Consider the following 13,014-nt stretch of genomic DNA (forward strand, 5'->3'; position numbering starts at 1 on the left):
GCAATGAAACGGTATGTACCGATTGACATTTACAATCGCTTCCTCCATAATCAGAATAAGAAAAAGACTTGGAAAAGGAGACGCCATGGATCCCTCACTCATTGATCAGATTTATCACTGTGAGCCTTCCCTTAAATTCTGTGAGCTCTTTGACGGGCTCTCTTCTCTGTGGGATTATTCGCTTCATCGCCATCCCTACACCGAGCTGATCTATCGAAAGGAAGGCTTTGGAAAGACCGAGCTTTTGGACGGTTCCCAGAATTTCACCTTCTTTGACACCATCCTTTACCCGGTCAACTGCTGGCATCAGGACCGGTTTCAGGCATCTCCCGAAAATGTAGCCTACTGCTTCTGGGTAGAACTGCCGCAGCTTAATCTGGAGCATCCGATTCAGGTCCAGGATCATGACGGGAAGCTGGGCAGCCTCTTTTCCATGATCCATGAGGAATATCATAAATCCAGCTGCTGTACAAAACAGCTGTCTCTTCTGCTGCGTGTTCTCCTCATCGAACTGATCCGGATGAGTGAGGCTGCGCCTCCTACCAATATGGAACGGATCATCCAATATCTGAACCTTCATATGACTGAAACGATCAGCCTGGATACTCTCTCCTCCCTGTTTTTCATCAGCCGCTCTACCCTGACCAAACAGTTTAAAAAAGAAACCGGAAAGACTGTCGTGGAATACCTCAATATGCTCCGCATAGAAAAGGCCAAGCTTCTTCTGATCACCACACAAAAAACAATGGAGGAGGTAGCCTATGCACTGGGCTACAACTCCCCCAAATATTTTTTCCGTCTTTTTAAAGCCATAACAGGCATGACACCCGCCGGTTTCCGATCATCTGTGACGGAACAGCGCTGAGGATCAAAACAGCAGTTCCATGGCACCGATGAGCCCGGAATCCTCTCCCAGCTTGGTAAAATGAAATTCCACCGGGAATCCATTGGTGTGATAACGCTCAAATTCTTCCCGGATCCTTCCGAACAGCTTGTCACCCATAGCCAGGAGACCGCCGGCAAACACGATGCAGTCCACATTTAAAAGCATATACACATTGAAGATCCAGACCGCCAGATAATGTGCCATCTGCTCCACCGCACGGACAGCCAGAGCATCTCCTTTTTCGTATGCCTCATTGATATGCTTTGCGGTGATATGTTCAGTACCGCCGGCAAGTTCGGGAAGAATACTTGTCTCTCCTTCTTCCAGCCACCGTCTCACATGGGTCAGGATCGCCTTTCCGGAGCCCATGGAATTGAAGCAGCCGGAGTTTCCGCACATGCAGGGGATCTGTTCCTCCTCCGGGATACAGGTCAGCATATGACCGCTCTCACCGGACGCACCGTTGCTTCCCCGAAAGAGTCTGCCATCCAGAATCATGCCTGTGGAGATCCCGGTACTGACCGGACAGTACAGCATATTTCTATGGCCTTTCCCGGCGCCCTGGCGGTATTCCGCCAAAGCCCCGCAGTGTCCGTCATTGTCCACCACGACCGGAATTTCTCCCTTTCCTGCCGCGCTTAACTGTTCCCTCAGAAAATCTGCCACTCCAAAGCCGTCCAGCCTGGGCAGACTTGGAATTCTGGCGATGATCCCCTTCTCAAAATCCACAAAGCCCGGCACACCGATCCCGATACCGGCCAGCGACCCGCCCCGGTTTTCTGCAGCTTCGGCAAATTCCAAAAGCTTCTTTGCCACCTGGCCGAAAAACTCCAAAGGTCCCTTCTGATCGTCCGACGGAAGCTTTTCTTTATAGATCAGTTTCTTATCTTCATCAAATAAGCCATAGGAGGTTTTTGTTCCTCCGACATCGATCCCCATATAGAAGTTCATACTCAAAGCCCCCTTCGTAAAAGGTCCCGTACCACCTCATCCTCTGTTTCCACTCCTGCCGCCTTCAGCTCTGCGATCTTGTCTGCAAACTGGGGGAGATACGTTTCGTGAGCCACCAGAAGCTCATCCAGCACCTTCTTTCCTTCCTTTCCTCCGGGAATCAACGGATTCAGAGTAAACGCCTCCAGGGCAAGACCGTAATCGCCGGTGATGGCCGCTTCAATGACGCACTCCTCCATCGCCTTCATCACCTGAAGCCATCCCCGCTCTGCAGGCGGCATCTCGCCCCAGGCCACCGGCTCCGCTCCCTTAGCGGAGATCAGAGAAGATACCTCCACGATGGAATCTGCCGGAAGGCAGGAAATGGCGCCTCGGTTTTCCGTGCTGACGGTCATCCGCTTCTGTTTGTTGTTATAGATGGCACTGATGCACTCGCAGGCTGTGTCGCTGTAATAGGCGCCGCCCCGCTTGCCAAGCTGTTCCGGCTTCTCCTTAAGTTCCGGGTTTCTGTACAGGTCAAAGAGCTCCTTCTCCACCCGGTGCATCTGCTCCGCTCTTGTTCCTCCTTTGCGAAATTCCTCCATGCTGTGGGCAAGCATTTCATCTGCATTATAATAATAACGGTGATAGCCGCAGGGGATCATCTTCATGGAATGAAGCAGCTCCATGGGAAAAGGCGCCTGATAAATATTGACCGGTGTGCCGCCGTTTCTCTCATTGATATGCTCCAAAAGCTTCTCCGTGACTTCGTTTCCATCCTTGTCCCAGACCCGGTGCCAGTGAAAATGATTGAGTCCCGCAAACTGATACACAAGCTCGCCGGGCCTGCAGCCGATATTTTCCGGCTCCTTCATCTCTGCAATGCCGGGAACATTGCACAGTCCAATGGTCTTTTTCCAGCCAAATTTCCGGATCGCCGCCTCTGTGATCATACCGCTGGGATTGGTAAAATTGATCAGCCAGGCATCGGGACACAGTTCTCTCATATTCTCAATGATCTGTCCGATGACAGGAATGGTGCGAAACGCCTTGAAGATACCGCCCGCTCCGTTGGTCTCCTGCCCAAGCATGCCATGGAGGCTGGGAATCCTTTCATCCTTGATCCTTGCTTCCAGCTGTCCCACACGGAACTGAGTCGTCACAAAATCCGCCCCGGGAAGCGCCTCCCGTCTGTCCAGCGTCACATGAACCTGAACCGGATATCCGGCCGCATCCCACATTCTCTGGGCAAGTCTTGAAACAATCTCAACCTTTTCTTTTCCCGCGTCCACATCCACCAGCCAGATTTCTCCGACAGGAAGCTCCTGATACCGCCTGATAAATCCTTCCATCAGCTCCGGAGTATAACTGCTTCCTCCGCCAATGGTTACAATTTTAATCTTTTCCTTCATGGCCGTCTCCTTTTCCTGATATTTCGATGTTCTCTGAGGCCATTATAACGAATTCTTGCCCCACATGGAAGTCACAAAACAGCCAAAAAGGTGCACAATCGGGTAAAAGGGATTGTCTCTTGTGTCTATCATTTCTTTCTCAGGACGATCGCAATAAAATTGAGATATTTTCCGCCGCCTGCTTCCATTGCCTTTCTGTCCCCGACGGCATATTCATTTTCCTGCTTCAGCCAGTCGGCCCAGACCTCCTCATTGCTTTCCATCTCTTCTACTGTAATAATTTCTGCATTCCGACAGCTGCCAACCATCTTTGACCAGTATTCCACATCATGCATATAGTCAAGCTGTTCCGGTGTCCAGGACAGAAGGAGCTCTTCCGGCAGGTTCTCTCCTTATCTTCTGCGGAAGCTTTTGTTCACCTTCGCAATATTTTTAAATTTCTGCTTTTTTTCTGCCAGATATCCCTCTGTATCTTCGGTATATCTGTTCTCAGTTTTCAGTTTCTGATAGGACTGGAAACGCTCCTTCGAAAGCTCCCCTTTCGCGATTGCTTCCTGAACAGCACAATGGGGCTCATCGGTGTGACTGCAGTCACAAAACCGACACATGGCCGCCAGCGCTTTGATATCAGAAAAGGATTGCTCCAGGCCTTCGCCGGTATCCCATAATCCAAGCTCTCTCATCCCCGGCGTATCGATCACCATACCACCCTGTTCCAGCAGAAACAGCTCGCGTCTGGTAGTGGTATGCTTCCCTTTATCATCATTTCGCAGCCCTCTTGTTTCCATACGGTCTTCTCCCAGCAGCTGATTGATCAGGGTGGACTTTCCGACACCGGACGAACCGATCAGTGCAGCTGTACGGCCAAAGGGGATGTATGGCAGAAGCTTTTTGTATCCGTCCTGTTCCATGGCAGAAGTCAGAAGAATATCTGTTCCGAACGCAATCTGTTCCACATGGCTGATGAAAGCTTCCGGATCCGAACACAGATCCGATTTCGTTAAAACGATCACCGGTGATGCCCCGCTCTCCCAGGCGACAGCAAAGTATCGTTCCAGTCTTCGAAGGTTAAAATCCCTGTTGAGCGACATACAGATAAAAACCGTATCGATATTTGCCGCAACGACTTGCTCCGTATTGCCCGTCCCCGCTGCTTTTCGGATAAAAACACTCTTTCTCGGCAGAATTTCATGTATCACCGCATTCCCCTGAAAAGAATTGCAGTCTGCCACCACAAAATCGCCGACGGCAGGAAAATCTGCAGCCCGTTTGGCGTGATACCGCAGCTTTCCGGATATCTCAGCAAACTGTTCTCCCTTTTCACTGATCAGACGATAGATCCCTTTCTCCTGCGAAAGGATCCGGCCTGCCGTGCAGCCCTCATGATAATCCCGCGCATACGCCGCATTTGGATCTGAACGTCCATATGCAGCCATAATTCCATTTGTCATAGCGAATCCTTTCCCCGGGTTCCGGCCGCATTACACTGAATAAATCGTTCCATATGGTTCTTTAAAACCGTTAAGGACTGATCCCTTCCGCCTGGATGATCTGCCAGACTGATCAGCAAATAAAGCGGTGCATAGTATTCGAGAGCCAGCTGTCCGGGGTCGGCCTCTTTTAATATACCGTTTTTTATCATTGCCCGAAAAATATCCTCCATATAAGCAACCGGCCCGGCAGTCAGGCAGCTTTTATAAAGCTCCGACATTTCTGCATTCCGATATTGTTCCAACGTGAGCATTCTGCGGAATTCAGATGCAAACTCATCTTCCGTCCAAAAGAGATATTGCGCGGCCGTAAAGCTCCGGATGCTGTCCAGGGATATGGTTTCATAAGCTTCCGGTCTGTCTTCTGCTTTCTCCTCCGGTACCTGGTATTTCCGCGCCTGTTCGGCATCGATCTGGTACATTCTTTTCACAATACTGTCAAAAATATCTCTCTTATTCTTATAATGCTTATATAACGCCCCCTTTGTCATGGCAAGCTCTCCTGCTATAGAACTGACAGAAACAGCCTCATAACCGTCTCTTGCAAATAAGTGAAGAGCAGTCATCAAAATTCTTTCTTTCGTATCAGCCATCTTATCCTCCTCCGAAAGTAAACGATTGTTTACCTCAAATTATAGTAAACGACCGTTTTCCTGTCAAGAAAAAAAAGCGATATCCGGTCAAAACCAGATATCGCTCATTTCACATAAATCATGTACTTATTTCTTTGTTCTCTGAAGGAAATCAGGAATCGTAATGTTTCCCTTATTCTCCGGTACCCGGTAAGTGGCACCGCCATTGAAACCAGGTGTAGCGGGACGAACGGGAACCGTCCTCCTCTCAGATGCCGGCGCTGCGGAAGGCTGCTTTGCCGCTGCAGAAGCTCCGCTGTAGGAACCTGCTGCTGACTGGCTTCCGTAAGAAGGAACCGTCTTGGACGCAGACTTATAGGAAGAGAAGCCTGTGGAAGCAGCTGCCTTCTGAGTTACAGGCGCACTGGCATCATAAGACTCCAGGCCTGTAGCAATGACAGTAATGCTGGCCTCATCCTGTACCGTATCGTCATACATCGCACCAAAAATAATGTTGGCCTCATCGCCGGCCAGCTCCTGAACATAGCTTGCCGCCTCATTGGCCTCCATAAGACCGATATCACCGGAAATATTGATGATCACATGAGAAGCACCCTCGATGGTAGTCTCCAGAAGAGGACTGGATACAGCCTCCTTAACTGCCTCGATCGCCTTGTCATCCCCCTTTGCACGTCCGATTCCGATATGGGCAATTCCCTTATCGATCATGACGGTCTGGATATCCGCAAAGTCAAGATTGATCAGGGCCGGTACATTGATCAGATCCGTGATGCCCTGAACTGCCTGCTGAAGGACTTCATCCGCACGCTTCAGCGCCTCCGGCATCGTCGTTCTTCTGTCAACGATTTCCAGAAGCTTATCGTTGGGAATAACGATCAGCGTATCTACATTTTCTTTCAGATGGGCGATGCCGTTCAGTGCATTGTTCATACGGGCACGTCCCTCAAACTTGAAGGGCTTTGTCACAACACCGACGGTCAGAATCCCCATCTCCTTGGCGATCCCTGCCACTACAGGAGCAGCTCCCGTACCGGTACCGCCGCCCATACCACAGGTAACAAATACCATATCAGCACCCTTAACGGCTGCTGCAATATCCTCAGCGCTTTCCTCAGCGGCCTTCTGACCTACCTCAGGCTTGGCTCCGGCACCAAGACCCTTGGTCAGCTTTTCTCCGATCTGGATCGCTGTCGGAGCTTTGCAAAGCTGAAGTGCCTGTTTATCCGTATTGATACCGATAAACTCCACACCACAGATATTCTCATCGATCATTCTATTCACAGCGTTATTGCCGGCGCCGCCTACACCAATAACAATAATTTTCGCTGAGCTCTCGGATTCATTAATCTTAATTTCTAACAAAATTTTTTCCTCCCTTGACCTGACACTCGAAAGGCAGACACCGCTTCACAGGTGTCACCACTTATATAGCATAAGTCATTTTTTAAAAATAATCAACTACTACTTTTAGAAAAATACATTAATTTTTACGAAGCTTATTTTTTAATTTTGAATAAACGGATACGAAGGATTCTGTGCATCCGGTGAGTATCCATCCAGATACACAGTGCCGGAAAGCGCTTCTATCTGCGGAAGCATATCATGAAATTCCGACAGTTTTTCTGCCATATAGGTACTGTCACCGAGGACCACCGTGAGGCTTCCTACTTTAAGAAAAATGTTTTTGTGACTGTCAAAATGTACCTCCTCGGTCTGAATCTCATAACCGGCCAGAAGCTGGGACAAATTCAGGATCTCACTGAAAATGCTGTCATCCTCCACCGTCAGCTTCTCATACATGACGACATTCTGAAACCTGAGTCCGGTCACCAATGGCACCATGGGAGTCAGCTCCCGAGAGCTCTCCACAATGATTCCCTCCCGGTCAAAATACAGATAGGAACCCATATATTCTATACAGCCAGCCAGGCTTTTTTCATATACAGTCACCTTTGCGGAATGAAGACCGGTCACCTTCACCTGATATTTCTCAATAAAAGGAATATCCTCGTGTTCTTTAAATTTATTTTTATAGAGGGCATAAAAGGTATTCCAGTCTCTGTCCTCCTTAAAAATCATGGAAATCAGTTCTTCCTCCGTATAACGGCCGGTACCCGTCACAGTCACGTCGGTAAGCCTGGTGCTGTAGGCAAATAGCAGGACTCCCAGAAAAAGGGCCGCAAAAGTGCCGAACATCACAAGCCATTTGCGTCCCCTTCCTCTTCTCTTTTGATGTTTTTCTTCTCTTCGTTCACCCATGGCATTCCTCCGCTACCGCTCAAAGCGTATACTGGACGACACACTGAGGGCTGCCCCCATTTCCACCATCAGGAATACCACCGAAGTACCTCCGTAGCTGATAAAGGGCAGCGTAATTCCTGTATTTGGAATCGTATTGGTAACGACTGCAACATTTAAGATCACCTGAAGAGCAATGTGGGACATGATCCCCACCACCAGCATGGCTCCGAACAGGTCAGGTGCATTGTTTGCGATCACCACAAACCGCCAGATCATAAACAGGAACAGAAGGATCACGCAGATTGCTCCAAAAAGACCCAGTTCCTCGCAGATAATGGAAAAGACCATATCATTCTGCGCTTCCGGCACAAACCCCAGCTTCTGCATACTCTCCCCGAGGCCTTTCCCGAAAAGGCCGCCGGAGCCGATGGCATAGAGTCCCTGAAGGACCTGATGACCGCCCTCCAGAGCATAGGAGGTCGGATCTTTCCATAAGAGGATACGTTCCAGCTGATATTCTTTCAGAATATGAAGCTCGAGGATCTTATCCGAAAACACAGTGACAAATACAGCAAGCGCTGCCACAATGGCCACCGCCATAAAAAAACGAAGCTTTTTCCGGCTGGCCACAAACAGTACAACAAACACGATGCCAAGAAGAATGATACCGCTGCTCAGATTATTGTCTGCAACCAGAAGGATCAGCGGTGCCTGAAGGATCAGAATCAAAAGCTGGGCCTTCCATGTATCGATCTTTCTCGAAAACTTATTTACCAGACTCGCCATGGACAGGATCACCGCCACCTTGACGGCCTCCGCCGCCTGGAAAAGAGAGGTGCTCCCGAAACCAAACCAGCGTTTTTTACCATTATACTCAATGCCGAGGGGCGTGAAATTCACCAGAATCATCAGCACAAATGCCAGCAAATAGCCAAGGACTGCCACCTTGGCATATTTATGGTAATCGATCCTGGAGACAAGAAACATACAGACAAAGCCAAGAATCAGAGCCACGCCCTGCTTTTTCAGATAGAACAGAGAATCCCCGGTCTTGACCTGGGCTGCATAGGAGCTGGAGCTGTACACCATGATGAGACCGAAGCAGCACAAAAAGACGATAACTGCCAGAAGGCTGTAATCGAAATAACGCTGACGTCTGTTCTTCTTTTTCGGTCTGGTTTCCTGCTCTGCCATCCACACACTCCAACTTCCAGATTATAGTTCGGCTGCCGCCTCAAATCATTTTCTGACCAGGTCCTTGAAGATCCTGCCCCGTTCTTCATAATTTTTGAACATTCCCCAGCTTGCACAGGCCGGAGACAAAAGCACCGCATCACCGGGAGCCGCTGCTTCCCTTGCCAGCTCCACTGCCTCCTCCATGGAGGCTGCAAAGCAGAAATCAAGAGAGCCGAGCTCCTCTGCCTCTTTTGCAATTTTCTCAGCCGTCTGCCCCAGCAGAATCAGCTTCTTGACTTTTCCCTGACAGGCCATCAGCCATTCTCCGTAAACTGAACCTTTATCGTAGCCGCCTGCAATGAGCACCGTAGGACGTACCATTGCCCTGATTCCCTGAATGGCCGCATCCGGATTTGTTCCCTTGGAATCATTATAATAGGAAACTCCGTCTCTTTCCACCACAAATTCAATCCGGTGCTCCACTGCCTTGAACTCCCGGAGAGTCTTACGGATCACCTCCATGGGCACACCCATGGCAAAGGCCGCCGCTGCTGCTGCCATGGCGTTTTCATAATTGTGATTGCCGAGAATATTCAGCTCGGAAATGTCGATCACGATCTCCCGTTCACCGGAAAGCTCGCTGACAATGACGGAGCCCTCCAGGTAAATGCCTCCGGGAATCCGCCGTTTGCTGCTGAACCAGAGAACCCTTGGCAGAATATTCTGTCCGAAGGACCTGAGCACCTCATCCTCGTAATTGAGCACACAGGCATCTTCTGCTGTCTGATTCTTTGTCACCAGCTCCTTCACTCGGATATATTCCTCCATGGAACCGTGCCGGTCCAGATGATCCGGTGTGATATTCAGGATGGCGCTGACCTGGGGATGAAAGGTATCGATCGTCTCAAGCTGGAAGCTGGAAACCTCCGCCACAGTGACAGAATCCTCCCTGGTCTCCAGAGCCTTTCCCGTATAGGCTGTTCCGATATTTCCAACCACAAAGCTGCTGGAATAGTAATTTCCGAATATTTCTCCCACAAGCGCCGTCGTTGTGGTTTTTCCGTTGGTTCCCGTGATGGCGCAGAGTCTGCCTTCTGCATGCCGGAAAGCAGCCTCGATCTCACTCCACACAGGTACTCCCGCTGTACGAAGCTTCTGAACAAAAGGGACACGGAGGGGAATCCCGGGACTGATCACACAGGCCTCCGTCTCGCCGATCACCTGATCGGTAAGCTCTCCGAGAACGATTTCGGGACATGCTCCGGTGAATTTTCCTTCCAGCGTCTTTTTATCCAGTTTTTCATTTCCGTCGTATAAAACGACCTCTTTCCCGGTCTGAAGAAGCATCTTTGCCGCTCCGATCCCGCTGATACCGCCTCCGGCCACAAGTATTTTTTTATTCATGTCTTTTCCTCTCTTTTTTCCATCCGTTACATTGCCAGATAGGCGATCAGGCAAAGAAGCGCTGTCACTGTGGAAAACACAGTCACGATCCTGGTCTCCGACCAGCCGCCCAGCTCAAAATGATGATGAATTGGCGTCATGCGGAACAGGCGCTTTCCATGGGTCTTCTTGAAATAAGCCACCTGAAGCATTACAGACAGAGTTTCTGCAAAATAGATAAAGCCCACCAGCAGAATAAAAATCGGCATCTGCAGCATAAAGGCCGTAGAAACTACAAAACCGCCCAACGCCAGCGAACCGGTATCTCCCATGAAGACTCTGGCCGGATACGCGTTGAATACCAGAAAGCCCAGGAGACTTCCCACGACCGCTCCGGTGATCGGTTCAATTCCGCTTTCCTCCCCGATGGATACCACGGTAAAAAACACAGCTACCAGAATCGTCACACTGGTGCACAGTCCGTCCAGCCCGTCAGTCAGATTTACACCGTTATCGGTTCCCAGCACAATGACAAAAAAGGCAGGAATGAAAAACCATCCCAGATTCAGCGTTTTTCCCCCGGTGAAGGGAATGATCATAGCTGTGGAAACCACGTCAGAGGTCAGCAGATAATAGCAGAGAATACCGGCAATGACCAGCTGGCCCAGAAGCTTCTGCCAGGGCTTTAACCCCTCGGAGCGCTTGAGCACCACCTTGATAAAATCATCAAGAAGTCCTACCACACCGAAGCCTACTGTAGTAAAAAGAATCGGAATCAGCTTCGGATGATCCTTCACAAAAAGAAGACTGGTAACTGCAATACTGATCAGAATGGCCACGCCGCCCATGGTCGGTGTCCCAGACTTCTTCGCGTGGGCTTTCGGCCCCTCCTCCCGGATTGTCTGACCAAATTTCAGCTTCCGAAGGAAAGGAATCAGGATCGGACAGAGTACTGCGCTTATGGCAAACGAAATCAAAACGGAAATGATTGCTGTAAACTTTACATCCATATAGATACTCCTGTATTTTTATTGGGGACCGCCGGACAGCCCCTGTATTTCCCTTAACTGTTACAGTATAAGACTTTTCAGTGGAAGAATCAACCTCTAAACCTCTCTAATTTTCCATGGCCTTAATTTTCCGAAGACTCTTCGGGAAGCTCCTCTTTCTCAATCCCCAGATAAGGCAGAATATTATCGAAGATATTGGATACCACCGGTGCGGCGATGGTTCCGCCGTAATAGATTCCCTGCGGCTCATCGATGGTGATCAGGGCAATGACTTCCGGATCATCGGCCGGAGCAAAGCCAATAAAAGAAGCAATATAACGGTTTTCACTTCGCGGAAGCTTCTCTGAGGTGGCCGTCTTTCCGCCGATCCGATATCCTTCGAGATAAGCCCGGTGGCCGGTTCCCTCCGCCACCACCTGTTCCAGAATATTACGCATGGTCTCACTGGTCTCTTCCGATACGATACGCTCCCCTGTCTCCCACGAAAGCTTCTCGATCACGGTTTCCTCACTGTTTCTCACCTCAACGGCAAAATGAGGCGTGATACGGATTCCTCCGTTTATGATAGAGCTGGCCGTTGTGATCAGCTGGATGGGTGTGATCTGAAAGGACTGACCGAAGGAAACGGTGGCAAGCTCCACCTCTCCCATATTTTCCGCCTTGTGCATGATCGTTCCCGCTTCACCGGGCAGATCGATCCCCGTCCGGGAAAGGAGGCCGAACTGGTTGAAGTACCGGCACATGTTTTCCACTCCCAGCCGAAGGCCCACCTCAATGAACACCGGATTGCAGGAATTCATGACTCCCTGGACAAAGGTCTCCGAGCCGTGACCCGCCACTTTATGGCAATGGATCCTCCGGTCCTCCACGATCCTGTAGCCGGGGCAATGGAAGGTATCGGTCAGAGAAACCACTCCCTCCTCCAGTCCTGCCGCCGCTGTGATGATCTTGAAGGTCGAACCTGGCTCATAGGTATCGTTGATGCAGGGATTTCTCCACATCTGGTTGAGAAGCTCCTGCTTTTCCTCACTGTTCATGGATGAAGTATCGATCGGGACATTCAGCGTGAAGGGATCGTTCAGATCAAATTCCGGCACATTGACCATGGCATAGATTTCTCCGTTTTTCGGATTCATAACAATGACCGATACTTTTTTTGCCTGCTTCTGCTCCATCACCTTCCGAGCTTCCTGCTCCACGAATTTCTGGATGTTCATATCAAGGCTTAAATACAGGCTGTTTCCATCCACCGGTTCAATTCTACCCTCAGCTGCTGCATCGATCTCTACCCCTCTTGCATCGGTCTGCGTGAGTATCATCCCGTTCTGTCCCTTTAAATAGTTTTCGTATTTCACCTCCAGGCCGATGATTCCCTGATTGTCTCCTCCGGTAAAGCCCAGCACCTTGGATGCCAGACTTCCAAACGGGTAATATCTCTTATAATCCTCGTCCACCTTTACACCGTCAAGCTCAAAGACACGAATGGCATCCCCCACAGCTTTGTCCACATTGGATTTTATGATCTCCCTGGAGCTTATTTTCTCTACCTTTTTCCGAACAGACACCTCGTCGAGCTCAAGCTGCTCCGAAAGCACCTTCACCACCTCATCTGCATCAGAAATCTGACTGTGAATGACAGACACCGTGCAGACAGTCCGGTTATCGGCAATCACTGTGCCGTTGGCATCGTAGATCCGGCCTCTGGCCGCTTTGATGGACCGTTCTCTCTCATGAAGCTCCTCCGCCAAAGCTGTATAATGAGCAGACTGAAATAGCATCAGATATCCCAGCCTGCCCATTAATATTCCAAAGCCCGTCAAACAGACGATAAACACGATTAATATTTTCAAACGATGATAGGTATAATTGGGAACCATCCGTTCCCTCCGGGGC

General features: G+C 49.8%; 12 protein-coding genes. 1 reads left to right on the forward strand and 11 read right to left on the reverse strand.

Going from position 1 to position 13,014, the window contains the following annotated elements:
• The first annotated feature begins 85 nt into the window (after window positions 1–85).
• Window positions 86–865 (forward strand): helix-turn-helix domain-containing protein, encoded by a 780-nt coding sequence (locus tag QJ036_RS02340; RefSeq protein ID WP_283229829.1) that lies wholly within the window; start codon window positions 86–88, stop codon window positions 863–865.
• A 3-nt stretch (window positions 866–868) separates the two neighbouring features.
• Here the strand turns inward: QJ036_RS02340 and QJ036_RS02345 are convergent, their stop codons facing one another.
• The 11 genes from QJ036_RS02345 to QJ036_RS02395 all read right to left on the reverse strand — a co-directional run bounded on the left by QJ036_RS02345 (window position 869) and on the right by QJ036_RS02395 (window position 12,998).
• On the reverse strand, window positions 869–1,837 hold the full coding sequence (locus QJ036_RS02345; RefSeq protein WP_283229830.1) for an ROK family protein: 969 nt from the start codon (window positions 1,835–1,837) through the stop codon (window positions 869–871).
• 2 nt (window positions 1,838–1,839) lie between these two features.
• Window positions 1,840–3,228, reverse strand: coding sequence for a 6-phospho-beta-glucosidase (locus QJ036_RS02350; protein WP_283229831.1), 1,389 nt, complete (start codon window positions 3,226–3,228; stop codon window positions 1,840–1,842).
• A gap of 128 nt (window positions 3,229–3,356) precedes the next feature.
• On the reverse strand, window positions 3,357–3,563 hold the full coding sequence (locus QJ036_RS02355; RefSeq protein ID WP_283229832.1) for a hypothetical protein: 207 nt from the start codon (window positions 3,561–3,563) through the stop codon (window positions 3,357–3,359).
• Window positions 3,564–3,620: 57 nt separating this feature from the next.
• Window positions 3,621–4,679, reverse strand: a complete 1,059-nt coding sequence (gene rsgA, locus QJ036_RS02360) for a ribosome small subunit-dependent GTPase A (RefSeq protein ID WP_283229833.1) — start codon at window positions 4,677–4,679, stop codon at window positions 3,621–3,623.
• On the reverse strand, window positions 4,676–5,311 hold the full coding sequence (locus QJ036_RS02365) for a TetR/AcrR family transcriptional regulator (RefSeq protein ID WP_283229834.1): 636 nt from the start codon (window positions 5,309–5,311) through the stop codon (window positions 4,676–4,678). The genes rsgA and QJ036_RS02365 overlap by 4 nt, the downstream gene beginning before the upstream one ends.
• Window positions 5,312–5,437: 126 nt before the next feature.
• A complete protein-coding gene (ftsZ, locus tag QJ036_RS02370; protein ID WP_283229835.1) occupies window positions 5,438–6,673 on the reverse strand; it encodes a cell division protein FtsZ in 1,236 nt (411 codons plus the stop codon).
• A gap of 141 nt (window positions 6,674–6,814) precedes the next feature.
• On the reverse strand, window positions 6,815–7,570 hold the full coding sequence (locus tag QJ036_RS02375; protein WP_283229836.1) for a cell division protein FtsQ/DivIB: 756 nt from the start codon (window positions 7,568–7,570) through the stop codon (window positions 6,815–6,817).
• 12 nt (window positions 7,571–7,582) lie between these two features.
• A complete protein-coding gene (locus QJ036_RS02380) occupies window positions 7,583–8,746 on the reverse strand; it encodes an FtsW/RodA/SpoVE family cell cycle protein (RefSeq protein WP_283229837.1) in 1,164 nt (387 codons plus the stop codon).
• Window positions 8,747–8,791: 45 nt separating this feature from the next.
• Entirely contained in the window at window positions 8,792–10,132 is a 1,341-nt protein-coding gene (murD, locus tag QJ036_RS02385) for a UDP-N-acetylmuramoyl-L-alanine--D-glutamate ligase (RefSeq protein ID WP_283229838.1), read from the reverse strand.
• 26 nt (window positions 10,133–10,158) lie between these two features.
• Complete coding sequence (gene mraY, locus QJ036_RS02390; protein ID WP_283229839.1) at window positions 10,159–11,121, reverse strand: phospho-N-acetylmuramoyl-pentapeptide-transferase; 963 nt, start codon at window positions 11,119–11,121, stop codon at window positions 10,159–10,161.
• Window positions 11,122–11,243: 122 nt separating this feature from the next.
• Complete coding sequence (locus QJ036_RS02395) at window positions 11,244–12,998, reverse strand: peptidoglycan D,D-transpeptidase FtsI family protein (RefSeq protein WP_283229840.1); 1,755 nt, start codon at window positions 12,996–12,998, stop codon at window positions 11,244–11,246.
• Window positions 12,999–13,014: the final 16 nt, after the last annotated feature.

Origin of the sequence: Fusibacillus kribbianus (genome assembly GCF_030053595.1) — a bacterium.
Taxonomy (GTDB): Bacteria; Bacillota; Clostridia; order Lachnospirales; family Lachnospiraceae; genus Lientehia; species Lientehia kribbiana.